The sequence below is a fragment of the Burkholderia sp. MS455 genome (assembly GCF_016899445.1).
GTDB classification, from domain to species: domain Bacteria; phylum Pseudomonadota; class Gammaproteobacteria; order Burkholderiales; family Burkholderiaceae; genus Burkholderia; species Burkholderia pyrrocinia_C.
The window spans coordinates 1,403,748-1,427,351 of the sequence record NZ_CP041779.1 but is presented as its reverse complement, the minus strand read 5'-3'; the positions used below and the strand labels follow the sequence as shown (position 1 = coordinate 1,427,351).

Genomic DNA, 23,604 nt, shown 5'->3' with positions numbered 1-23,604 from the left:
CAACCTTTCGATGACATCCCGGTCAACCGCTCGTCCGCGTGGATCGCCGATGGCATTATCGAACCATTTCGAATTTGCCGTCGGATCGAGGCGATTCGAGAGTTTTAGGCAATCGGGGGAAGGAGGTTCAGCCTGGAAAGGGAGGTTGCGACGGGTCATACCTGTCGGCGATGTCGCCGGCGGCTTGCGTGCCGGCGTCCCGATGCGCGGCAGAAGGCGTTTCTTTCTCGTTCCCGCACGCTGCCCGGTGCGATCAACGGGCCGGGAAAACGGAAAATGGTCGATCGCGAAATCGCGTCAATGCAAAGGTCCGGCCAGCCTCCCGGCCGGACCGGACCTTCGCACGACCGCATCGAACGGTTCGGACGCTACCGCGCGATCACGTTCATCGCGACCTCAACGCCTGCAACCCCAGCGTGAGCGCGTTATACGGCATTTCCGCGGCCCCCATCGAAAAACTCGTCGTCTTCGAGGTCGCCCCCGGCGTACGCATCAGCGCGTGAACGATCCGCTCGCTCGCATGCCCGTCGCCATACGGATTGCTCGCGCGCGACATTTCCTCGTATGCCCTTTCGTTGTCGAACAGCCGCGACGCTTCCCAGACGATCCGCTCCTGATTGGTGCCGACGAGCCGTGCGGTGCCGGCCTGGATCGCTTCAGGCCGCTCGGTCGTGTCGCGCGTGACAAGCACCGGCTTGCCCAGCGCCGGCCCTTCCTCCTGAATGCCGCCCGAATCGGTGATGATGAAATGCGCGCGCGACATCAGGAATACGAACGACAGATATTCCTGCGGCTCGATCAGGTAAATGTTCCGCACGCCGCCAAGCAGCGCGCGCGCCGGCTCCCGCACGTTCGGATTCATATGCAGCGGATAGACGAACTGCGCATCGCGATAGCGGTTCGCGAGCGTGCACAACGCCTCGCAGAAATGCCGGAACGGCTCGCCGAAGCTCTCGCGGCGATGGCCGGTGATCAGCACGACGCGACGCGACGGTTCGAGGAACGGAAAACTCGCGGCAACCTTTTCCGTCAGCTCGTCGTTGTGGTCCAGCATGCGCTTGACCTCGTGCAACGCATCGATCACGGTGTTGCCGGTCAGCACGACCGCGCCCCCCGGCACGCCCTCGCTGAGCAGGTTGTCGCGCGCCTTCCCGGTCGGCGCGAAATGCCACGACGATACCGCGTCGGTCACACGGCGATTCAGTTCCTCCGGCCACGGCGACCAGATGTCGCCGCTGCGCAAACCGGCCTCCACGTGCCCGACCGGCAGGTAGCGATAGAACGCCGCGAGACTGACCGCGAGTGTGGTCGTCGTATCGCCGTGCACCAGCACGACGTCCGGGCGCAATTCGTCGAAGACCGAGCCGATCGCCTGAAGAATACTGGTCGTCACGTCGGTCAGCGTCTGGCTTTGACGCATCAGGTCGAGATCGTAGTCGGGCTTGATGTCGAACAACGTCAGCACCTGATCGAGCATTTCCCGATGCTGCGCGGTCACGCATACCTTGACGTCGACATCCGTCTGCGCCTTCAGCGCGCGCACCAGCGGCGCCATTTTGATGGCCTCCGGCCGAGTCCCGAACACAAGCAAGATCTTTTTCATCGTTATCCTCGTTTAGCCACCCCGCGCTGAATGAGCCTGCTCGTGGCGCGAAGCATGTATTCAGGCGGCGCCTCCCGTCCGCGCACGCGGTGCAGCGGTGTCGCGGGCGAGCGCGCCATCCTGTCCGCGCGGTCTCCGCCACGCGAATCGTCGTACTACCGGCGTCCCGTTGCACTTGATCGGTCACGTCATGAGTCGTTCCTCGCCGGGCCGTGCGTCACGTCTGTTCGTCACGCCACAACCACTACAGCAATAATCAAACCAACCGCCCTGCGGCCGGGTCCGGTTCGTTCGGCGCGCGCGGCGCACATGCCGCGCGTGCGGAATGTTTCACAACTGCTACGAGCGTCGCATCGCCCGACGAGCGCGGCATGGATAAACATCCGGTCGGTCGCACGATCCATCCGGCGACGTCGTCCGATAAATAACGAATTCATGTCGAGCACCCATTGCGCCCCGGACCTCGCGCATCTTTCGAAACGCTTTGCGTCGCCTCGCTTCGCAACCTTTGTCCGTGCAGTCCGCGGCGTGCAATCGACCGCTCGGCCACGGTCGCGCACGGAGGATTCCCCGACATGCGGCGTCGTTTGCGCCGCATGAGTCCGCGAGAGCGAAATGTTGCGAATGTGTAACGCAAATCCGGAACCGGCGGTTACATCCGAGTCCGGTCCATCCTGCGCTCGCGGTAGCGGGCATCGCCCCGGCCTCCCGACCTATGCATATGCAGTGAATAGCGCGTGATGCGCCGACCTCGCAAAGCCGCCCCCCCGCAAGGTGGCACCGGTTCGGCAGACAAATCGCCCGCCGCATGGCGCGTGCGGGCCGCAACGTCGACCGCGTGCGATCGCACCGATTGCGCATGAGCTGATTCGTCGGTGAATCAAAACCCGCCGCCGCCCCCGGTCCGCATTCTCAGCCCGCCCTCCCGCCCCTTGCTGCACGGTGCATCGCGGCCGATGGCTCACGCCTTGCTTAATACCGGACAGGTGTGTCCCGAAGTACTCGCACGACAGCGGACAGACGGAGGCGCCGAAGCAACGAAGCCGGGAGGCGACGCGTCCGCCCGGGGCGAAAGACAGCCGCCCCTGCGCGACAAACGCGCCGTCGTTTCCCGTCGACATCCGCGCGATCCGCGGGCCGCCTTCAAGCGCTCATGCGACGAACCGGCCCGTGAGCGCGAATGGCGGCACCAGCCTCAAGTTCACCGGCACCACGGTGCACTGAGCCACAACGTCGACACGCTCGCCGGGCGCGACGCGGCCAACGCCGCATCCGGCGACGATTGCGAAGGACCACCGCGCAGGAGCCCCCGATCATGAACCGGCCCGCGCTTTTCCCGGCTGCACGCGCATGCGCGGTGGCCACCGCCCGGCTGCGCCGCCTGTGGCGCATCGCCTGCTGTGTCGCCGCGTGCGGCTTCGCGCTGCACGCGAGCGCCGCCGAGCTCCTGCTCAACGGGCTGTACCAACGCCCCGACGGAGCGATCACCGTGCGCCTGAACGGTGCCGGCATCGATCCTTATTTCGCGGCGAAGGCGCTGCTCGCCGCGTCCGATGCGCGGCTCGACGCGCATCAGGCCGCACTCGCATGGATTGCCTGGCTGTTGCCGCGCCAGCGTCTGGACGGCGGCTTCGATCGCTACTGTGTGCAGAACGGCCAGTACAGCGCATGCGCTGAAGCGGACGCCGACGACGCGATGATGGCGACCTGGATCGAACTGCTCGCCCGCTTCGCGCCGCCCGACGGCATGCCCGCCGCATGGGAACTCAGCCTGAGCCGCGCAGGCGCGCATCTGGACACCCTGCTCGACAAGCCTGCCGGCATCTATCAGATCTCGTCGTCGCTGCACGTCGCGCTGCTGATGGACAACGTCGAGGTGCACGGCGCGTTCCGGGCGCTCGCGGCGTACTACGTACGGCGCGCCGACTACATGCATGCGGGCCCGTGGAGCCAGCGTGCCGACCAGCTCGCGTCGGCGATCCTGAAGGTGTTCTGGCGCGGCGCGCAGTCCGGCTTTCGCGCCAGCACGCAGCAAGTCGGCGGTACGAGTTTTTATCCGGCGAAAGTCGCGCAGATTTTCCCGCTCCTGTCCGATATCAAGGTTCCCGAACAATCCAACGAGATGATCTATGCGCAATGGATGCAGAAGTACGGCAGGACATGGCATCAACTCGCCGGCACCGATTATCCGTGGGGCTTGATCGCGCTGGTCGCGCTCAAGATGAACGACTGGAGCACGGTCGCCTGCTGGCATGCGCGATCGGGCCCATACCGTCACGGTGCACACTGGAACGTACTGGAGGAATCGCTTTATCTGGCATTCGAAAGCCGGATGGCGGAGCCCGTCACACCCGCTCGATGCGGATTCACGACGGCGGCGGCAACGGCAACCGCGTCGCGCTGATGCAAGGGTGCGCGGTTCATGATGATCAAAAGGGAAGGAGAAGTCTAATGTGTGGCATCGTCGGCGCGGTCGCGCAACGGGACATCGTCCCGATTCTGATTGAAGGTTTGCGTCGCCTCGAATATCGCGGCTACGATTCATGCGGCGTCGCAACGGTCGTCGACGGCCAGGCGCGCCGCGAACGCAGCATGTCGCGCGTCGCCGATCTCGACGCGCACGTGCGCAGCACCGGCCTGACCGGCAGCACCGGCATCGCGCACACCCGCTGGGCGACGCATGGCGCACCGGCAACCTGCAACGCGCATCCGATCTTCTCGCGCGACGAAATCGCGCTCGTACACAACGGCATCATCGAGAACCACGAAACGTTGCGCAAGCAACTTTCCGACAAGCACTACGAGTTCGACGGCCAGACCGACACCGAGGTCGTCGCTCACCTGATCCACAGCAAGTATCGCGGCGACCTGCTCGCCGCCGTGCGCGATGCGACGTCGCAGCTTCACGGCGCCTATGCGATCGCGGTGTTCAGCAAACACGAGCCGCAGCGGCTGATCGGCGCGCGGGCCGGCTCCCCGCTCGTCGTCGGCGTGAAGGACGGCGAGTGCTTTCTCGCGTCCGACGCGCTCGCGCTCGCCGGCATCACCGACCGCTTCATCTTTCTCGAGGAAGGCGACGTCGTCGAGTTGACGACGGGCGGCGTGCGGGTACTCGATCGCAGCGGCGCGCAGGTCGAGCGCGCGATACAAACCGTTTCCTCCGCGCAAGGCGTGGTCGAACTCGGGCCGTACCGGCATTTCATGCAGAAGGAGATTTTCGAACAGCCGCAGGCGGTGGCCGCGACCATCCCGGATGCGGGGCTGTTCGATCCGGCCGTATTCGGCCCTGACGCCGCACGGGCGTTCGGGCAGATCGACAACGTGCTGATTCTCGCGTGCGGCACGAGCCACTATTCCGGCCTGACCGCGCGCCGCTGGCTCGAAACGATCGCGCGCGTGCCCGCGCAGGTCGAAATCGCGAGCGAATACCGTTACAGCGACGCGCTCGCCACACCGAACACGCTGGTGGTGAGCGTGTCGCAATCCGGCGAGACCGCCGACACGCTCGCCGCGCTCAAGTATGCGCAGGCGCTCGGCCATATCGACACGCTGGCGATCTGCAACGTGCCGACCAGCGCGATGATGCGTCAGACGGGCCTGCGGTTCCTGACGCGGGCCGGCCCGGAAATCGGCGTCGCGTCGACCAAGGCGTTCACGACGCAGCTCGTCGCGCTGTTCATCCTCGCCGTGACGCTCGGGCGGCTGCGCGGCTATGTCGACGATGCGCAGCTCGCACGCTACACCATGCAGTTGCGGCGACTGCCCGATGCGCTCGACGACGTGCTCAGGCTGGAGCCACAGATCGAGCGCTGGGCGGCGGAATTCGCGCAGCACGAAAATGCGCTGTTTCTCGGGCGCGGGCTGCATTACCCGATCGCGCTCGAAGGCGCGCTGAAGCTGAAGGAGATTTCGTATATCCACGCGGAAGCGTACCCCGCGGGCGAGCTGAAGCACGGGCCGCTGGCGCTCGTCACCCATACGATGCCCGTCGCGACGATCGCGCCGAACGATGCGCTGCTCGAGAAGCTGAAGTCGAACATGCAGGAAGTGAGGGCGCGCGGCGGGCAGCTTTACGTGTTCGCCGATGCCGATACGCGGATCGACAACAGCGAGGGTGTGTCGGTGTTGAGGATGCCGGATTACTACGGACTGTTGTCGCCGATCCTGCATGTGGTGCCGTTGCAGCTGCTTGCGTATCACGCGGCGTGTTTGCGCGGAGCGGATATCGACAAGCCGAGGAACCTGGCGAAATCGGTGACGGTCGAGTGACGGGGTTGTGTCACTCCGGCGCAACGCCGGGGTCGGGTTGATCGCCGCACGCGTTGCCGTACGTGAAAACGATACGGGATCCGTGCGGCGATGGCCGATGGACGCGGCCGATCACGAAATCGTCCGGCAGACGCGTCGACCCGCGCAGGATGTAGTCAGTTCGATCGGCAAACGTCATACCGGCCGGCAAGACATCCGCGCGCGGCGGTCCGTTCGCGACTCGCGACAAATCGCCGGGGCGACGGATCTGCACGTTCAGCATCGGCTCGCCGACCGCTTCGGCCGGGCCGCCCCTGACCGACTCGCGGCCAGGCGACTGGGCCCCTTGTTATTGAATTCGCACCGCTTTCCGTATCTTTTATCGCAGAGCCGAGATAGTCCTGCGTTCGTGACTTGTGCACCGTACACACAGGAACTGTGCCTGGCTCGATGTCGCCATGGTCGCCGATCGAACGTACAGTTCGATCACCCTTTGACTCCCTGGAGACACATCGATGTTTACCTTCTCGATCCGCAACTTCGCGCGCTTCGCCCTGTTCGCGTCGGCCGCCGCGATGATGCCGGCCGCAAGCGCCGCACCCGCGTTTCCCGCCACGCCGACGATCCGCGCGATGGCCGGTGCGAAGCCGATCGACCAGCTCGTGCCGAAATCGACCGCGCTCGTCGTCATCGATTTCCAGAACGAATATCTGAACGGCAAGATGCCGATCCCCGACATCCAGCGTGCGATTGCCAATACGCAGCGGCTGATCGAATTCGCGGACGCGCACGGCATCCGCGTGTTCCAGATCCAGCACGTCGCGCCCGCGGATTCGCCGCTGTTCGCGCTCGGCGGCAAGACCGTCGAGTTCGTGCCGCAGATGAGGCCGCGCGCCACGGACACCGTGCTGCAGAAGCGGACCGTCAGCGTGTTCGCGAGCACGGATCTCGACAAGCGCCTGAAGGCCGATGGCATCGATACGCTCGTGATCGCGGGCCTGATGACGCATGCATGCGTTGCCGGCGCGGCGCGCGACGCGGTGCCGCTCGGCTACAAGGTCGTGGTAGCATCCGACGCTTCCGCGACACGCGGCATCGTCCGCGACGACGGTCAGTCGATCGACAAGGACACGCTGCATCGCGCGGCGCTCGCGGAAATCGAGGACACCTTCGGCGACGTGATGACGACCGACCGGATCGTCAGGCTGGTTCGCTGATCACGAACCCCGCCGTGCCCGCCGTCGCGGGCGCGGCCCATCCGGACGCGTTTCAGCATGGATCAATTGCTCGCGATGCGCATCTATCGATGCCTGGTCGACACGAAGGGATTTTCCGCCGCGGCCGCGCGTCTCGACACGACCCACTCCACCGTCTCGCGTCAGCTGAAGCTGCTCGAAGCGCAGCTCGGCGTCCAGCTCGTCAATCGCAACACGCGGCACTTCTCGCTCACGCCTGCCGGCGAACGCTATTACGCGGCCTGCGTCGATATCCTCGAACGCGTGGAATCCGCCGCGGAAGACGTGACCGACAAGCGGCGCAAGCCGTCGGGCCGGTTGCGCGTCAGCATGCCGCTTTCCGTCGGCACGCTGGAGATGCCCGACTGGCTGCCGTCGTTCCGTCGCAGCTATCCCGACATCCGCCTCGACGTGTCATGCAGCGACCGCCTGGTCAACCTGCTCGCGGAAGGCTTCGACGTCGCGTTGCGCATCAGCGGCGAACTGCCGGATTCCGACCTCGTGGCGCGCACCCTCGCGATATCGGACGAGATCCTCGTCGCGTCGCCGGACTACATCGCGCGCCGCGGCCTGCCGCGCACGCCCGCGCATCTGGCCGAGCACGAATTGCTCGGCTACAGCGGGCGGGAAGACGGTGCATGCTGGCAGCTCGCGCCGGCGCGCGGGCCGGCGGTGGCCGTGAAACTCGACAGTACCTTGAGGATCGATGCGATTACCGCGCTGCATGCGTCGGTGGTCGGCGGGCTCGGGATCGGCGCGTTCACACGCCATACGGTGCGCAACGACATCGCGCATGGCCGGCTCGTGCACGTGCTGCCCGGCTATACGCTCGCGACGCGGCTCTATTACGCGCTCTATCCGAAATCCCGCCATGTGCCGCCCAAGGTGCGGGCGTTCGTCGATTTCGTCGCGGCGCTCTATGGCGAGCCCGACGCGCAATAGCGCGCCGTTCGCTCGACGCACGGGCCGTCAGGGTTCGATCAGGCGCGGATGATCTGTGAAGGCCACGCCCGTGTCGGCCGGGTGCGCGATCTGCGCGGTCTGGCGCGCGGGTTCGCGCGTCGCGACAAGCCAGCGCGTGAACTCGGCGGCGGTCATGCCGACCGCCGCGGCCGAGCCGGACGACGACGCCTCGGCAAGCGCCGCGTCGTCGTGGCGCGCCGCACGCACCTTCGGCGTGGCGGCATTCGCGGCGGCCGGCGTAACCGGTGCCGTCGATGCTGTCGATGCCGCCGGCTCGCGGGCCGGAACAATGCGCGCCTGCTTGCGGCGCGGTGCCATCGCGGGCTTCGGTGCATCGGCGGGCACGACGGTCGTGACGGCCTCCTGCGGGTCCTTCGCTGCGGCGCTATCCGTCTGCATCACGAACGATTCCTGTCGATTCGCTACCGGCTGCATGCTTTCCGGCGCGATGACGGCGGCGACCGGCGCCGCGCCCCCCGCCTCGGGCATCATCGAGATCGCCGCCTCGTAGAACGTGTCCGGTGACGGCACACGCGTGCGGGTGTCGATGATATGCGTCGCCGCGACACAAACGGAGCCGAACACGAGGCCGACGAGCAGCGTCATCAGCGTCGGCCGCAAGCGGCGGTGCCGGGCGCGCGACGCCGCCCACGCGCGATTCTCCGAGCCGAAATCCGCCGCTTGGACCGCCGCGACGCGCGGCGCCTCGAGCGGCTCGCGCGTCACGCGCAGATCGAACACGCTCGGCAGGGGCCGCCGGCTCCTGACGAACGGCGCGCGCCGCCGGCCATACGGCGGCGGCACGTCGGAATATGGATGCGCGAGCGGTAGCGCGAAAACGCCGGTGATGTCCTGCATGCCCATGATGATGTTGACGCGGCACTGCACGACGTCCGCCGTGACGACCCGCGCTCCCGTGGAGTGAATCGATGATGGCGAGTATCGCCGTTCGTGCCGCGCGCCGTAAATCGGACCAGGCCGGATCGGTGCGTCGATGCGGTCAGCCTGGTCCTACCGGCGAACGAACGGCCGCACCGGATGCGCGAACACGAACCGGCGACGACGCGCATCGATCCGATCGAAAAGCGCTTAGAACCGACCGCGCAAGCCGATGAACACTTCGTTCGACGACAGCTTCGACTTCAGCTGCTCGTCGCGCGCGAGCACGCGGTTCGCGAACGTGTTGTAGCCCGACTCGACGTTGCCCATGTCGACATAGCGATACCCGACATCGATCGAGAAACGCTTGTTGATCGCATAGCTGACGCCCGCGCCGGCCGAATACGCGAGGTTGGTCTGCGTGCGCGACGCGAAACGGCGCGTGTCGTTGGTCTGCCAGCCGTCGGCCGACACGATCGCCACGCCCACGCCGAGCGTGCCGTACACCGAGAAACCGCGGCCGAGATCGAAATCCTTGTAGCCGTTCAGCATCAGGCGCTGCGCCGACACGTGGAACTCGTTCGCGTTCGCGTCGAACGGCGCCCAGTAGCTGACGAAGTTGTCCGTGCGCTTGAACGTGTATTCGCCTTCCGCGCGCCAGCCGTTGCCGAACTGGTAGCCGAGCGCCACCGCGCCCGTCACGCTCGAATTGCCGTCGGGGCCGCCGACGCGATTCGTCACGCGCGGGCTGGTCAGCTCCATGTTGGTCGCGTTGTCGAACGCGCCGACCACGCGCGCGGTTGCGTAGTAACCGGCGTCGCTCAGGTCCTGCCGCTTCGTTTCGGGTGCGGCCGTATCGGCGAACGCGGCGCCCGAGAACAGCAACGCGAGCGACGACGGGAGGGCGAAGTGCTTGAGCATGACATGCTTCCTTTTCGATGATGCGTGGAAACCGTCATCGTAGGGAGCCCGCCGTTTTCGCTGAACCCGTTCGCCTACGGGTTGCGCCTCCGTAGCGCTACGGAGTCGGCGCGTGTGCGAACGCCGCATAGTCGCGCACGAGCTCGACGAGCGACGCCGCATGCAGCTTGTCGAACACGTTCGCGCGATACGTCTCCACGGTGCGCGGCGACAACCCGAGCACGCGCGCGATTTCCTTGTTGCTGCTGCCGCGCACGATGCCGTCGAGCACCTCCCGCTCGCGCACGCTCAGCGTCGCGACCCGCGCCGCGCGCGCCTGTTCCGCTCCGTCGCCGTCGCGTCGGCGCTCGTGCTGGCGGATCGCCTGCTGCACGGCGTCGATCAGTTCGTCGTCGTCGACGGGCTTGCGCAGGAAATCGCTCGCGCCGCGCTTGAACGCGCGCCGGCACGCATCGACATTGCCGTGGCCCGTCAGCACGATCACCGGCAGTGCGCGCTGCGCGCTCAACCGGTCGAGCGCCTCGAGGCCGCTCATGCCCGGCATGCGCAGGTCGAGCAGCACGCAGCCGAGCGCGCGGTCGTCGGCGTCGGCGAGAAACGCCTGGGCATCCGCATAGCAGCGCGTCGGCAGCCCGACCGTGCGCAGCAGCAGCGCGAGGCCGTCGCGCACGGGATCGTCGTCGTCGACGATCGCGACGATCGGCATGTCGTGCGGCATCGCTTGTGTCCCACTCATGCGCCCGCCTCCTCTGCCAGCGGCAGCAGCAGCGTCGCCTCGACGCCGCCCGACGGGCGGTTCCGGATCATCAGCGAGCCGTCCTGCCGCTGCGCGAGCGTGTCGCACAGCGGCAGCCCGAGGCCGAGCCCGTTTTCGCGCGTCGTGAAGAACGGCTCGAACAGGTGCGGCAGCGCGTCGTCGGGCACGCCGGGGCCGTTGTCGACGACGCTGAAGCGATAGTGCCGGCCCGCACGGCCGCCGCTGATGCGAATCTCGCCGAGCGGCATGCCGGCCAGCGCGTCGCGCGCGTTGCGGATCAGGTTGTGCAGGATCTGTTCGACCGCGACCGGCTCGGCCACCGGCGCGGCGCGCGGCGCCGCGTTGTGCCACAGCAGCGCGATGCCTTCGCGCGCGAGTTCGTCGCGATGCAGGAACAGCACGGCATCCATCACTGCGTCGGGATCGATCGCGTCGGCGCGTCCGCCGCCGGCGGACGTCATCGCGCCGCGTAGCCGGTCGAGGATCGCCGCCGCGCGCTTCGCCTGCGCGACACTCGACTGCAGCGCGCGGCGCACGCCGTCGCGCTCGGCCGGCAGGTCGAGCATGCGTTCGGCCGCGCGCGTATGCGCGACGATCGCGGTCAGCGGCTGGTTGAGTTCGTGCGCGATCCCGGCCGCCATCTCGCCGAGCGTGTCGAGGCGGCCGAAGCGGTCGATCCGCTCGCGCGCATGTTCGCGCCGCCGCGCCTCCCGCAAGCGCCACGCGCCGAGCGCGCCCGCGACGAGCAGCGCGGCCACCGCGTTCCACAGCGCGATCGGCAGCCACGGCAGATCGGCCACGGTCAACGTGCGCGTGGTCGTCAGCACGAAAGCCTGCGGTTGCGCAGGCAGGCGCTTCTCCACGCGCATCGTCCAGCCGAACGGTGTCGCGGGCGCGGCGCGCTGCAACAGCTCGAACGTGCGATCGTGCAGATGCAGCGTCGCCGACGACAACGAATCGGGCCTGTCGCCCGGCTGCAGCAACCGGCGCGGATCGATCAGCACCGCCCATCCCGTATCGCCGACGAGCCAGTATCCGCCGTCCGCGTCGAACGTCAGCGCGAACGTCGCGGCGCCGTCGCGCGAAGGCGCGCCGACGGGCAGCCGCCCGCCCGTGCCGCGCCATCCGGCGCCGCGCTGCCAGTGCGCGAGCGCGTCGAGCTGCGGCATGCGCTCGCGCAGGCTGTCGAGCATGTTCGACGGCGGCGCGGGCAACGCGGTGGCGCCAAGCGTCGCGAGGATTGCTTCGTGCTGCGCGGCCTTCTGCGCGAGCAGGCGAATCACGATGCTCGAATTCTGGAAGAAGCGATCGTGCGCGTCGGCGACGAAGCGCGACGTAACGAAAGCCGTGCCGGCCAGGCTGAGTACGAGCCATGCGAACAGCACGGCGACGCGAAGGGAGGGTTTCATCATCGATGGCGGAAACAGACGGCGTGCGAAACGCACGGGATGCACGGCCGACGCGCGACACATCGCACATGGCGCGCGCATCGGCGGCAAGGTTGCATGCGCAACGACACGACCATGTCGCGGCGCCACGCAGGTTCCGTCACATTGTCGGCAAGACGACCCTGCCCATGGTCCGATAACGCTTATCTCAACGATCAGCCCCGTCCTAAATCGCAGTGCAGCCCGCGCTTTCCGGAAAAACATGCCGAAAATCCGCACACATTCGGACTGGGCCGATTTCCCTGCGATGCCGAAGCCGCCACAATGGCTTCACCTGCCGCTCGCTGCCTGGATGCGGGCGGTCGGGATTTCCATAGTCGATATTTGTCCCGCCTACCCCGGCGGGATCTTTTTCGAAGGCGTCGCATCGTGACTGACGCATCTCCGCTCGCCATCGCAATCCTGACGATCGACCATCCGAGCCGCCACGCGTTCGACGATCGCCTGCGCCGCGCCGGATACGGCTACGACCGCCTGCGCATCGACGACATCCTCAGGAAATCCGGTTACCGGCCCACCCGCTTCGAATATCTGCCCGAGCTGCTGTCCGCGTGCGACACGCGGCCGTTCGACCTGTTCGTCGTGCAATGCGAATCGACCTGCTACCGCACGCTCGAAGCGATCCGCACGCTGCGCGCGCGCTTTTCCGATACCGCGCCGATTCTGTCGGTCAGCCAGCGTGACGACGACACGTCACGCACCGCCTGTTTCATGGCCGGCGCCAACGAGCACCTGCCCTACTCGTCGCCGCCGGAGCTGCTCGTCGCGAGTGTGTCGACGTGGCTCAGGTGGGCGCACCACCGCACGACGCATCATCGGCGCTGGCGGGTCGGCCAGTTCGAGTTCGATGCGGCCGAACGCACGGTTCGCGTCGGCGGCCGCGAGCACGTGCTGACCGAGAAGCACTTCCAGATCGCGACCGCGTTCTTCTTGAACATGGGCCGCGCGCTCGGGCGCGCGCATCTGAGCCAGCTCGTGTGGGGCTCGCTCGTCGCGTCGTCGAGCCGCCGCGTCGATACGCATGTCGCCACCCTGCGCGACCGGCTCGAACTCGACGGCCGGCACGGCGTGCGGCTGATGACGATGTACGGATTCGGCTATCGGCTCGTGATGTGCGAGCCGGGCGATCTCGATGAAGCCGACGAAACCGGCGAAACCCGCGCAACGCACGATATCGACGGCATCGCCTGAACACCCGGCAGCGCCAGCGCGGCCCCTCGCTGCCGCCATGCAGCATGGAAACTGGTCCGACTCCATTATCATGGCGGAACCCTGGCCGACTGCCCCGTTCCCGATGGACCACCGCGCCGCACCCGATCGCCCCCATCCAACCGCCCGCGCCGCGCACCCTTCCCACGCGCCGGTCGGCCACCGGCAGCGCGCGCTGCTCTACGGCGGCGGCATCGCCGTGACGATCGCGATCCTGCTCGCCAGCGGCCTGATGCTGTATGCCGTCGCGAAGGAAGTCATCCAGGAGCGCTATACGGCGTTCGCCGTGCGCCACTTCCTCGTCCAGTTCGAATTCAAGCTGCGCATGACCGGCATGGTGTCGCTCGTCACGCACGACGAGGCGTTCCGCGAGACGCGCGTGACCGACCCGGCGCTGGTCGCCGGCCTCGACGCCGGGCACGGCCGGCTCGAACTGAAAGGCAGCGACCGCATCCCGTCGATGCTGGTGCTCGCCGACCTGTCGCCGCAACGGCCGGCCGAGTCATACGGGCGCGATCTCGCGATGGCGAGCGACCTCACCTATCGCGTCGGCGCGTATCTCGCGAACCACGACGCCGACCGCGCCGTCGCAGGTTACGTGTACCGCCCGGATCGCAGCTTCGCGCTGGTGATCCCGGCCCCCGCCGCGGATTCGCCCACGGCGGGCACGGCCGGCGCGTCGGCGTTGCTCGCGCAGGTCGCGGCCGGCCTCGAACCGCCCGCCGCCGGCCGCTTCGTATGGCACGCGCCTGCGTACGATCCGGTGCAGCGGCGCGACGTGTTCCGGCTCGTCGGTGCCGCGTATGCCGGCGGCCAGCCGTTCGAGGTGCTCGTGTCAACGCTGCCCGTGGACGTGCTGCGCACACGCCTGACCACCGAGTACGCGACCAACGGCGCGATCGTCGCCGACGCGCAGGGCAACACGCTGCTGCGCACCGGCGCGGCCGCGAGCGACGCGGCCACGCTCGCCACGCTGAAGGATCTCGCCACCCGCACCCGCGCGACGACCGGCAGCGGCCCGCGCACGGCCTACGGCGGCGGCCTGTTCGCGCTGAGCCAGCCGATCCCCGACACCGACTGGACGATCGTGCAGGCGTTCACGCTGCGCTCGCTCGTCGCCGCGGTCGGCCTGCAGGCCGGCTGGTACGTCGTCGTGATGCTCGCCGCGCTCGTGCTCGTGTGGGGGCTGCTGGTGCTGTTCGACCGCCGCGTGCTGAAGCCCGACGATGCGCGCACGCGCCGCGTGGTCGAAAGCGAGAACCTGAACCGGACGATCGTCGAAGCCGCGCCATCCGGCATCGCGCTGCTGTCGCTCGCCGACGGCGCGGTGCTGTTGCAGAACGACACGATGCGCGCGTACGACGCGCGCATCGCCGCCGCACCGTCGCTCGCGGCGCGGCTGCTGGCCCGCTTCGACGCATCGCCCGGCGCGAGCGCGTGGCAATCCGACCTGCACGTCACGCTGCCGGCCGGCGGCGACGAAACCGTCGACCTGCTCGTCAATCTCGTGCGCACCCGCTACCGCGATACGGACGTCGTGCTGTGCAACTTCTCCGACATCACGTCGCAGAAGAACATCGAGCGCAAGCTCGACGAGGCGCTGCGCGCGGCCGACGCCGCGAACGACGCTAAATCGGCGTTCCTTGCGACGATGAGCCACGAGATCCGCACGCCGCTCAACGCGATCCTCGGCAACCTTGAGCTGATCGGCCGCGAGCCGCTCGCCGATACGCAGCGCGAGCGGCTGCAGACGGTCGAGGGCGCGTCGTCGGTGCTGCTGAACCTGATCAGCGACATCCTCGACCTGTCGAAGATCGAGGCCGGCCAGATGACGATCGAGGCGATCCCGTTCGATCTCGCGGAAGCGATCGAGCAGACCGGCGCGATGTTCGAGCCGCTCGCGACGGCGAAGGGGCTGCAGTACGACGTCATCGTCGACGATGCGCTCGCGTCGCGCTACGTCGGCGATCCGGTGCGGATCCGGCAGATCGCCGCGAACCTCGTCGGCAACGCGATCAAGTTCACCGACCGCGGCGACGTGACGCTCGAAGTCTATCTGCGCGACGACGCGGACCCGGCTTCGCCGGTCGTGATCGGCGTCAGCGACACGGGCATCGGAATGACCGACGCGCAGCGCGCGGCGCTGTTCCGGCCGTTCACGCAGGCCGATACGTCGATCACGCGCCGCTACGGCGGCACGGGGCTCGGGCTCGCGCTGACGAAGCACCTCACGCAGATGATGCACGGCGCGATCGACGTGAAGAGCGCGCCCGGCGAAGGCAGCACGTTCGTCGTCACGCTGCCGCTGCGTGCGGCGACCGATGCGGAAATCGCGCGGCACCGCGCCGAGACCGCCGACGCCGATGCGGCGCTGCCGGCGCTGCCGGCGCTGGCCGCGCGCGTGCTCGTCGTCGACGATCATCCGGTGAACCGCACGCTGCAGCAGAGCCAGCTCGTCACGCTCGGCTACGCGGCCGATGCGGCCGACGACGGCGCGTCGGCACTGCGCCGCTGCGCAGACACGCGCTACGACCTCGTGATGACCGACCTGAACATGCCCGGCATGGACGGCTACGCGCTCGCGCGCGTGCTGCGCGCGCGCTATCCCGACTTGCCGGTGATCGCGATCACCGCGCATGCGAGTGCGGCCGAACACGCGCGCTGCGCCGAAGCCGGCATCGTCGCGGTGCTCGTGAAGCCGGTGCTGCTCGACACGATCGATCGCACCGTGCGCCGCTTCGCGAAGGTGGCGGCGGCAAGCCGGCCCGAGCGAAACACGCTCGTCGATCTGGCCGAAGGCCCGTTGCCGCCGGACGTGCATGCACTGTTCAGCGACACGCTCGACCGTTCGCTCGCGGCGATTCGCGATGCGCTGGCGCGTGACGACGTGCCTGCGCTGCGGGCGGAACTGCATTCGCTGCGCGGCGCGTTCGCGACGATCCACGAGCATGCGGTGGCCGACGCGGTGCGCGACATGCAGAACGCCGTGCAGGCCGGCGATCCGGCCGCGCTCGAACCGCTGGTCGATCGCACGGAGTGCCTCGCGCGCGACACGCTCCGGCGACGCGCGGCGCAGGCGCCGCAAGCCTGAACGGCCGCCGTCCGGCGGCTGTCTTTCCTTCCCTCCCTGCTCTCTCCACGGCGGCCCGTTCGCGCGTGCGCGCGTGTAGGACCCGCCCTACAAACATCGCTTCCCGAATAGGTTCTGGACGACAGATTCGGACGAGGCCGATCCCTAACATTGGCTCATCAACCTGACGAACTGAAAGGAGTAGGGTCAATGAACAAGACGTATCGCAACATCTGGAACACGGCGACGGGCACGTGGACGGCCGTGGCCGAAACAGCGCGTTCGCGGTCGAAGGGCTCGGCGCGCGCGGCGCGCCAGGCCGTGGCCGCGCTTGCGCTGGGCAGCGCGTCGATCGGCGGCGCGTTCGCGGCCGATGCGTGTACGACCGAGGATGGGAAAGGCGGTTCGCTCGATGCGGCTGGCGTGTGCAAGGTCACGGCGTCGCGCTCGATCGGCACGGATGCGATCGGCACGACGGCCGCGCTCACCGACGACTACATCAAGGTCAATAGTTCGGGCCCCCTCGCGGCCGCTACGGGCGCCAACGCCGTTGCGATGGGGCAGTCGGTGACATCCAGCGGTTCCAGTTCGGTGGCGATCGGTTCGGGCACCTCGGCGGACGGGCTGCATTCGATGGCGCTCGGCGCATCGTCGCGCGTCGTGGGCGACAGCAACCTGGCGGTGGGGGACGGAGCAACGGTATCGAGGATGACCTATACGCCGACGAATGCCGTCGCAATCGGCATGGGTGCCCAGGTATCCGACGGCGGCGTGAACGGCGCCACGGGTTCGATCGCGATCGGCAATAGCGCATCTGCCGCCGGCACGGGCACGATCATGATCGGGACAAGCACGCGCCACTCGGGATCCGGCGCAACGGTCGTGGGCGCCAATGCGAGCGCGATGGGTGGCGGTGCAGGCGTTGCGATGGGGGCAAGCAGTTCGGCCGCGGGCAATGCTTCGGTTGCGATGGGCCCGAACGCCACATCCACCGGCTTGGGCTCGATTGCAATCGGCAACCAGGCCGCAACCGCGAACAACAACAGCGTGGCGCTCGGCAATGCAGCCGCCGGCAGCGCCGTCAATACCACCGCGATCGGCAGCAATGCCAGGGCAACTGGTACGAACGCGACCGTGCTCGGCCAGAGCTCGTCCGCGAGCGGCCTGTCGGCGATCGGCATCGGCTTCCGGGCCAATGCGCAAGGCGCCAACTCGGTTACCCTCGGTGTGGATTCCGCTGCCACTTCAACGTCCACCGTGGCGATCGGTAATAGCGCATCGGCAAGTGGTACGTACGGGATTGCGCTCGGGGCCACCAGTGTTGCAAGCGGCAACAATGGCGCAGCAATCGGTAACGGTGCAACGGCGGCGGGTAGCGGCGACGTCGCGATCGGTCTGAATGCCATGGCAAATCATGGGTCCCCTACCCTCGGCCAAGCCGCGGTCGCAATTGGTTCGTACTCGAATGCGACGGGTGCAGGCGCGGTCGCGCTTGGCGGGTCGAATACGGCCAGTGGTTCGAACTCGGCGGCCTTGGGGATTTTCGCTTCGGCGGGCGGCACGAACAGCGTTGCGCTGGGCGCGAGCAGCGTGGCGACGGACGCTAATACCGTTTCCGTCGGGTCGGCCTCGCTGAAGCGCAAGATCGTCAACGTGGACGCCGGCACGGCCGGCACGGACGCGGTCAACGTGGATCAGATGAACGCCGCGATCGCAGCGTCGGACAATCCGTACATCCAGGTCCTGGGCGCCACATCGGGTGCGACGGCCGCAGTTGCGACAGGATCGGCTGCGATGGCAATTGGTAATAGCGCATCGGCAACTGGCACGAATACGTTGGCCATGGGGTCCGGAGCATCTGCCAGCGGTATGAACGGGATCGCGCTCGGGGCCACCAGTGTTGCGAGCGGCAATAATGGTGCAGCAATCGGTACCGGCGCAACGGCGGCGGGTAGCGGCGACGTCGCGATCGGTCTGAATGCCGTGGCAAATCATGGGTCCCCTACCCTCGGCCAAGCCGCGGTCGCAATTGGCTCGTATTCGAATGCGACGGGTGCAGGCGCGGTCGCGCTTGGCGGGTCGAATACGGCCAGTGGTTCGAACTCGGCGGCCTTGGGGATTTTCGCTTCGGCGGCCGGCGCGAACAGCGTGGCGCTGGGCGCGAGCAGCGTGGCGACGGACGCTAATACCGTTTCCGTCGGGTCGGCCTCGCTGAAGCGCAAGATCGTCAACATGGACGCAGGTGCGGTCTCGGCATCGAGCACCGAAGCAGTGAACGGCTCGCAACTGCACGGCGTGGCGGACAGCGTTGCATCGGCCATCGGCGGCGGTTCCGTCGTGAACGCCGACGGTTCGATCTCGGCACCGAGCTTCACGATCGGCGATGGTAGCGGTGGCACCACCACGGTCCGCTCCGTCGGCGGCGCGGTGACGAACCTCGATGGTCGCGTCACCATCAACGAAGGCGCGATCGCATCGCTGGCCGACCAGATCGGCAACGGCACGGTCGGCCTCGTCCAGCAATCGGCTGCTGGCGCGGACATCACGGTCGGCGCAAGCACCGACGGCGCAGCGGTGAACTTCACCGGCACGGCCGGCGCACGCAAGCTGACCGGCGTCGACGCAGGCGCGGTTTCAGCGTCGAGCACCGACGCGGTGAACGGCTCGCAACTGCACGGCGTGGCGGACAGCGTTGCATCGGCCATCGGCGGCGGTTCCGTCGTGAACGCCGACGGTTCGATCTCGGCACCGAGCTTCACGGTCGGCGACGGCAGCGGCGGCACCACCACGGTCCGCTCGGTCGGCGGCGCAGTAGCCAACCTCGACGGTCGTGTCACGACGAACGAAGGCGACATCGCGTCCCTGGCCGATCAGATCGGCAGCGGCACGGTCGGCCTCGTCCAGCAAGCCGGCGCAGGCGCGGATATCACCGTCGGCGCGAACACCGACGGCGCGGCGGTGAACTTCGCCGGCACGACCGGTGCACGCAAGCTGACCGGCGTCGACGCAGGCGCGGTCTCGGCAGCCAGCACCGACGCGGTGAACGGCTCGCAACTGCACGGTGTGGCGGATAGCGTTGCATCGGCCATCGGCGGCGGCTCTGTCGTCAACGCTGACGGTTCGATCTCCGCACCCAGCTTCACGGTCGGCGACGGTAGCGGCGGCACGACCACGGTCCACTCGGTCGGCGACGTGGTGACCAACCTCGACGGTCGCGTGACGACGAACGAAGGCGCGGTTGCGTCGCTGGCCGACCAGATCGGCAGCGGCACGGTCGGCCTCGTCCAGCAAGCCGGCCCGGGCGCCAACCTGACGGTCGGCGCGAACACCGACGGTACGGCGGTGAGCTTCGTCGGCACGGCCGGCGCACGCAAGCTGTCGGGCGTCGCGAACGGCGTGAACGACGACGACGCCGTGACGATCGCGCAGTTGAAGGCGACGGGCCTCATCGACTACACGGGCAAGGAAATCGCGGCCGTGACCTATGACGACATCTCGCTCGCCAGCGTGACCTTCGGCGGTTCCGCGGGCACCAAGCTGCTCAACGTCGCACCGGGTCTGATCGCGGCGGGCAGCATGGAAGCCGTGAACGGCGGTCAGCTGCACGACCTCCAGGACCAGTTCGCGCAGAAATACGCTGAACTCGACGGTCGGGTCGGTGACCTCGAAGCCGGCGGCGGTTCGGGCGGCGGCGGTGGCGGTGGCAGCGACGGCAACGTCGGCCGCGGCACGGGCGGCGACGGCTCGCTCGTGGTCGGCAACGGCTCCGCAGCCTCGGGCGAGAACAGCTCGGCGATCGGCCAGGGCGCGGCCGCATCGGGCGACGGCAGCACGGCGGTCGGCCAGGGTTCGAACGCATCGGGCGGCAACAGCTCGGCGATCGGCCAGGGTTCGAACGCATCGGGCAGCAACAGCTCGGCGATCGGCCAGGGTGCGGTGGCCTCGGGCGACAGCAGCACGGCCATCGGCCAGGGTTCGAGCGCGACCGGCAGCGGTTCGGTGGCGATCGGCGCGGGCTCCGTGGCGACCGAAGCGAACACCGTGTCGTTCGGTGACGGCACCGCCGAAGGCAACCGCCGGCTCGTGAACATCGCGGACGGCGTCAACGCCAGCGACGCGGCGACGAAGGGCCAGCTCGATCGTGCGATCAACGGCATGCAAGGCCAGATCAACGACGTCGCGAAGAACGCATACGCCGGTGTCGCGGCAGCGATGGCGATGCCGAACCTGACGCCGTCGCAGCCGGGCAAGACCGTCGTCGCGGCCGGCGCCGCGAACTACAAGAGCGGCTCGGCGATCGCGGCCGGCGCGACCTACCGGACGCGCGACGGCAAGTGGCTGATGAACGGCGCGGTGTCCGTCACGTCGACGGGCGATGCAGGTGTGCGTGCACAGGTCGGCTACGAGTTCTGACCGGACGGCTCCGCCTCGTGCGGAGCATCGACTCGAAGCGGGGGAGCGATCCCCCGCTTTTTCGGCCGACGGCCAGTGACGGTTCCGAACGAGCCGCCACCGGCCGTCGGCGCGACGACATCGCGTCCGGCCTGCTTGCACGCCGGACGCTCGTGCTTTCGCCCCGACCTCCCCCGCACGGCACCCGCCGCGCGGCGCAACATGCAGGTACAACCGACATGCCAAGAAACTTCCCCATCCGCATCGTGATCGCCGACGACCATCCGGCGGTGGTCATCGGTGCACGCTACGAACTGTCCGCGACGAATACGCTCTCGGTGGTCGCGAGCGCCAACAACTCGACCGAACTGATGGAAACCCTCGCGAACCACCCATGCGACGTGCTCGTGTCCGATTACGCGATGCCGGGCACCGAATACGGCGACGGCCTCGCGCTGTTCACCGCGATCCTGAAGCGTTATCCGAATCTGCGCATCGTCGTGATGACGATGATGGAGAACGCGGTGGCGCTGCGCGCGCTGCTCGATCTCGGCATCGCGTGCGTGGTCAGCAAGTCCGACATGACGAGCCACCTGACGATGGCAATCCACGCGGCCTATACGAACGGCCGCTACCTGTCGCCGTCGATGGACCGGATCCTGCGGGCCGCCGGCAACACGGGCGGCAAGGCGCCGGCACTCTCCGCGCGCGAGCTGGAAGTGATCCGCCTCTTCGCGTCGGGCCTGTCGGTCAACGACATCGCCGAGCAACTGAGCCGCAGCAAGAAGACAATCAGCACGCAGAAGAGTTCGGCGATGCAGAAACTGGGCATCGAGCGCGACGTCGATCTCGTCCGCTACGCGATCTCGTGCGGGCTGGTGTCCGACTACGGTTATGCGACGCCGCTGCCGGCCGTCAACGAAAGCCCGCACTGACGGCGCGGTGACGATGCCGGCGCATGGCCGGCCGCACCCGCCCGGACGAATGACCGGGCACCCGAACCTTGCCGGCGCGCACGGCGCGCCGGTCAAGCCGGATCGGTGCGCCCTTCCCCTTCTCCTTCCTGCTCCACCGCCTTGCCCTCGCTGCCGGACGCGGCGACGATCCCGTGCTCCATCGCGTAGCGCAGCAGGTCGATATCCTTTTCCACGCCGAGCTTCTGCATCGCACGCGCCTTCTGCGTGCTGATCGTCTTCTTGCTGCGGCTGAGCTGCTCGGCGATCTCGTTGACGGTCATCCCCGACGCATACAGCCGCACGACCTCGATCTCGCGGCTGCTGAGGCTCGGCGCCTGGTCGACGATCCGCGCGCTCGAATGCGCGGACAGCGTGCGCACGACCTTCTCGACCGACGGCGAATAGTAGGTGCCGCCGGTCGCGGCCGCATGCACGGCAGGAATCAGGTGGTCGATCGCGTCCGACTTGCTGACGATGCACGCGATGCCGAGCCGCACCAGCGCGCCGACCACCGCCGCGTTGTCGAGCATGGTCAGCACGACCAGCTTCACGGCCGGGTAATTGCGTTGCAGGTAGGAGAACAGCGCGATGCCGTCACCGTGCACATTGCCGGGCATCGCGTAGTCGGACACCAGGACGTCGCACGCGCCCGCATCGAGCAGCGCGATCAGCTCGGTCGAATTGCCGGCCGTGCCGGCGAGCCGGATCGTCGGCACCGACGACAGCCCATGCTGGACGCCGACGAGCAATGCCGGATGGTCGTCGGCCAGTACCACACGTATCTGATAGCTTCCCATAGTCGTCCGAGTATTCACCGCTGTCGCGGGGGGCCGAACGGCCGCCCGATTGCCGGCGACGGCGCATGCGCGCCGTTCTTTCTGGATCGTAATTGGGCGCTAGTTTCGCATGAAACCGGGGCGATCAGCCAAGGATCGGACGGGAGCGGCCGCCGCGCGACGCGCCGCAAAAAAGAAAAAAGCCGCCGGCTCGGTCAGAGCGGGCGGCTTGGCATGCCTGCCGGGACAACCGGGTGCGGCGGTCGATTGCACCCCGTTCCTTCATCGGCTCGTGACCGGCGAAGACCCTGGCGGCGCCGGCGAACCGGCGCCGCGCGATACGTAATTGCGTCACGGCTTCATTGCGTGTCCAGGCGGATCTCGACGCGGCGGTTCTGCGCGCGGCCGGCGGCCGTCGCGTTGGATGCGACGGGATCGGCCGCGCCGAGGCCTTCGGCGGTGAACGAGCGTGCCTGCAGCCCGTTCGCACGCAGATAGTTCACCACGGTGCGCGCCCGCGCTTCCGACAGCGTGCGGTTATGCGCGGCGCTACCCGTCGAATCGGTGAAGCCCGTGATCGCGACACGCGAGAATTCCACGCCGCGATTGGTCGCGATGAAACGATCGAGATCGTTGCGGGCCTGCGACGTCAGCGCCGCGCTGTCGGTCGCGAAATTCGCGTCGCCCTGCAGCAGCACCTGGCGCTGCTGAACCGGTTGCGGCTGCGGCGCAGGTTGCGGCTGCGGTGCCGGCGCGGGTTGCGCGACTGGCTGCGGCTTGCCGCAGACGAACGTGATTTCGCGCGGATCCTTCATCGGCGCTCGGCTGTACACGCGGTCGATCATCTCGAGCGGCGTGAAGCCCTGCCCGCGGCAGAATTCCTCCGCCGCGCGTGCGCACGAGTTGGCGCTGCCGAGCAGGCCGTCGCAGCTCACGCGGAACACGTTGTCCGGCTTGCCCGGGATCGATACCGCGCGAATGTCGTAGGTGAGCCCCGATTGCGTCGTACATGCACCGAGGACCATCGCGAACGCGCCGATCGACGCGACGCGCAAAAGCTTTGAAGTCATGGTCTTGAGTTGGCGTCCGCCCGCAGGCTGACGCGCTTGTCTGAGAGGTTTGAAAGATCGAAGCGGCATCGCACGGG

17 protein-coding genes are annotated in these 23,604 nt (G+C 67.8%); 9 read left to right on the top strand and 8 right to left on the bottom strand.

The annotated features are described in order from the left end of the window. Nucleotides 1–385: 385 nt before the first annotated feature. On the bottom strand, nucleotides 386–1,603 hold the full coding sequence (wecB, locus tag FPJ27_RS25750) for a UDP-N-acetylglucosamine 2-epimerase (non-hydrolyzing) (RefSeq protein WP_204426167.1): 1,218 nt from the start codon (nucleotides 1,601–1,603) through the stop codon (nucleotides 386–388). 1,315 nt (nucleotides 1,604–2,918) lie between these two features. Here wecB and FPJ27_RS25745 point away from each other — a divergent pair. Both FPJ27_RS25745 and glmS read left to right on the top strand, forming a co-directional pair. Then, a complete protein-coding gene (locus tag FPJ27_RS25745; protein WP_072435812.1) occupies nucleotides 2,919–4,007 on the top strand; it encodes a hypothetical protein in 1,089 nt (362 codons plus the stop codon). Nucleotides 4,008–4,054: 47 nt separating this feature from the next. After that, on the top strand, nucleotides 4,055–5,872 hold the full coding sequence (gene glmS, locus FPJ27_RS25740; RefSeq protein WP_204426166.1) for a glutamine--fructose-6-phosphate transaminase (isomerizing): 1,818 nt from the start codon (nucleotides 4,055–4,057) through the stop codon (nucleotides 5,870–5,872). Between the two features lie 10 nt (nucleotides 5,873–5,882). Here glmS and FPJ27_RS25735 read toward each other — a convergent pair whose 3' ends face one another. Continuing rightward, a complete protein-coding gene (locus FPJ27_RS25735) occupies nucleotides 5,883–6,134 on the bottom strand; it encodes a hypothetical protein (RefSeq protein ID WP_204426165.1) in 252 nt (83 codons plus the stop codon). A gap of 232 nt (nucleotides 6,135–6,366) precedes the next feature. Here FPJ27_RS25735 and FPJ27_RS25730 point away from each other — a divergent pair, with 232 nt between their 5' ends. Both FPJ27_RS25730 and FPJ27_RS25725 read left to right on the top strand, forming a co-directional pair. After that, complete coding sequence (locus FPJ27_RS25730; RefSeq protein ID WP_083533866.1) at nucleotides 6,367–7,068, top strand: cysteine hydrolase family protein; 702 nt, start codon at nucleotides 6,367–6,369, stop codon at nucleotides 7,066–7,068. Between the two features lie 57 nt (nucleotides 7,069–7,125). Then, the gene (locus FPJ27_RS25725; RefSeq protein WP_204426164.1) at nucleotides 7,126–8,028 is read left to right on the top strand and encodes a LysR family transcriptional regulator; all 903 of its coding nucleotides are present in this window, start codon (nucleotides 7,126–7,128) and stop codon (nucleotides 8,026–8,028) included. A 27-nt stretch (nucleotides 8,029–8,055) separates the two neighbouring features. On the opposite strand, the gene FPJ27_RS25720 is transcribed toward FPJ27_RS25725, so the two are convergent. From FPJ27_RS25720 to FPJ27_RS25705, 4 genes are all read right to left on the bottom strand, one after another. Continuing rightward, the gene (locus FPJ27_RS25720) at nucleotides 8,056–8,937 is read right to left on the bottom strand and encodes a hypothetical protein (RefSeq protein WP_204426163.1); all 882 of its coding nucleotides are present in this window, start codon (nucleotides 8,935–8,937) and stop codon (nucleotides 8,056–8,058) included. 201 nt (nucleotides 8,938–9,138) lie between these two features. After that, on the bottom strand, nucleotides 9,139–9,849 hold the full coding sequence (locus FPJ27_RS25715; RefSeq protein ID WP_072435817.1) for an outer membrane beta-barrel protein: 711 nt from the start codon (nucleotides 9,847–9,849) through the stop codon (nucleotides 9,139–9,141). A gap of 97 nt (nucleotides 9,850–9,946) precedes the next feature. Further along, nucleotides 9,947–10,585, bottom strand: coding sequence for a response regulator (locus tag FPJ27_RS25710; RefSeq protein ID WP_204426162.1), 639 nt, complete (start codon nucleotides 10,583–10,585; stop codon nucleotides 9,947–9,949). Then, nucleotides 10,582–12,015: an ATP-binding protein gene (locus FPJ27_RS25705; protein WP_204426161.1), complete on the bottom strand. Its 1,434-nt coding sequence runs from the start codon at nucleotides 12,013–12,015 to the stop codon at nucleotides 10,582–10,584. The genes FPJ27_RS25710 and FPJ27_RS25705 overlap by 4 nt, the downstream gene beginning before the upstream one ends. A gap of 241 nt (nucleotides 12,016–12,256) precedes the next feature. Here FPJ27_RS25705 and FPJ27_RS25700 point away from each other — a divergent pair, with 241 nt between their 5' ends. From FPJ27_RS25700 to FPJ27_RS25680, 5 genes are all read left to right on the top strand, one after another. Next, nucleotides 12,257–12,427, top strand: coding sequence for a hypothetical protein (locus tag FPJ27_RS25700; protein ID WP_204426160.1), 171 nt, complete (start codon nucleotides 12,257–12,259; stop codon nucleotides 12,425–12,427). Beyond that, nucleotides 12,424–13,245 (top strand): response regulator transcription factor, encoded by an 822-nt coding sequence (locus FPJ27_RS25695; protein WP_204426159.1) that lies wholly within the window; start codon nucleotides 12,424–12,426, stop codon nucleotides 13,243–13,245. The genes FPJ27_RS25700 and FPJ27_RS25695 overlap by 4 nt, the downstream gene beginning before the upstream one ends. Before the next feature lie 70 nt (nucleotides 13,246–13,315). After that, nucleotides 13,316–16,354, top strand: a complete 3,039-nt coding sequence (locus FPJ27_RS25690) for a sensor histidine kinase (RefSeq protein WP_239483382.1) — start codon at nucleotides 13,316–13,318, stop codon at nucleotides 16,352–16,354. Nucleotides 16,355–16,543: 189 nt separating this feature from the next. Continuing rightward, complete coding sequence (locus FPJ27_RS25685; RefSeq protein ID WP_239483381.1) at nucleotides 16,544–20,746, top strand: ESPR-type extended signal peptide-containing protein; 4,203 nt, start codon at nucleotides 16,544–16,546, stop codon at nucleotides 20,744–20,746. A 218-nt stretch (nucleotides 20,747–20,964) separates the two neighbouring features. Continuing rightward, on the top strand, nucleotides 20,965–21,660 hold the full coding sequence (locus tag FPJ27_RS25680) for a response regulator (protein ID WP_204426158.1): 696 nt from the start codon (nucleotides 20,965–20,967) through the stop codon (nucleotides 21,658–21,660). A 92-nt stretch (nucleotides 21,661–21,752) separates the two neighbouring features. On the opposite strand, the gene FPJ27_RS25675 is transcribed toward FPJ27_RS25680, so the two are convergent. Beyond that, complete coding sequence (locus tag FPJ27_RS25675) at nucleotides 21,753–22,478, bottom strand: response regulator transcription factor (protein ID WP_204426157.1); 726 nt, start codon at nucleotides 22,476–22,478, stop codon at nucleotides 21,753–21,755. A 338-nt stretch (nucleotides 22,479–22,816) separates the two neighbouring features. Next, entirely contained in the window at nucleotides 22,817–23,527 is a 711-nt protein-coding gene (locus FPJ27_RS25670; RefSeq protein WP_204426156.1) for an OmpA family protein, read from the bottom strand. Between the last annotated feature and the right edge of the window lie 77 nt (nucleotides 23,528–23,604).

Excerpts from the sequence above, each read along its gene's own strand:
- wecB (WP_204426167.1), bottom strand. The coding sequence starts at position 1,603 with ATGAAAAAGATCTTGCTTGTGTTCGGGACTCGGCCGGAGGCCATCAAA.
- FPJ27_RS25745 (WP_072435812.1), top strand. The coding sequence starts at position 2,919 with ATGAACCGGCCCGCGCTTTTCCCGGCTGCACGCGCATGCGCGGTGGCC.
- glmS (WP_204426166.1), top strand. The coding sequence starts at position 4,055 with ATGTGTGGCATCGTCGGCGCGGTCGCGCAACGGGACATCGTCCCGATT.
- FPJ27_RS25735 (WP_204426165.1), bottom strand. The coding sequence starts at position 6,134 with ATGCTGAACGTGCAGATCCGTCGCCCCGGCGATTTGTCGCGAGTCGCG.
- FPJ27_RS25730 (WP_083533866.1), top strand. The coding sequence starts at position 6,367 with ATGTTTACCTTCTCGATCCGCAACTTCGCGCGCTTCGCCCTGTTCGCG.
- FPJ27_RS25725 (WP_204426164.1), top strand. The coding sequence starts at position 7,126 with ATGGATCAATTGCTCGCGATGCGCATCTATCGATGCCTGGTCGACACG.
- FPJ27_RS25715 (WP_072435817.1), bottom strand. The coding sequence starts at position 9,849 with ATGCTCAAGCACTTCGCCCTCCCGTCGTCGCTCGCGTTGCTGTTCTCG.
- FPJ27_RS25710 (WP_204426162.1), bottom strand. The coding sequence starts at position 10,585 with ATGAGTGGGACACAAGCGATGCCGCACGACATGCCGATCGTCGCGATC.
- FPJ27_RS25705 (WP_204426161.1), bottom strand. The coding sequence starts at position 12,015 with ATGAAACCCTCCCTTCGCGTCGCCGTGCTGTTCGCATGGCTCGTACTC.
- FPJ27_RS25700 (WP_204426160.1), top strand. The coding sequence starts at position 12,257 with ATGCCGAAAATCCGCACACATTCGGACTGGGCCGATTTCCCTGCGATG.
- FPJ27_RS25690 (WP_239483382.1), top strand. The coding sequence starts at position 13,316 with ATGGCGGAACCCTGGCCGACTGCCCCGTTCCCGATGGACCACCGCGCC.
- FPJ27_RS25685 (WP_239483381.1), top strand. The coding sequence starts at position 16,544 with ATGAACAAGACGTATCGCAACATCTGGAACACGGCGACGGGCACGTGG.
- FPJ27_RS25680 (WP_204426158.1), top strand. The coding sequence starts at position 20,965 with ATGCCAAGAAACTTCCCCATCCGCATCGTGATCGCCGACGACCATCCG.
- FPJ27_RS25675 (WP_204426157.1), bottom strand. The coding sequence starts at position 22,478 with ATGGGAAGCTATCAGATACGTGTGGTACTGGCCGACGACCATCCGGCA.
- FPJ27_RS25670 (WP_204426156.1), bottom strand. The coding sequence starts at position 23,527 with ATGACTTCAAAGCTTTTGCGCGTCGCGTCGATCGGCGCGTTCGCGATG.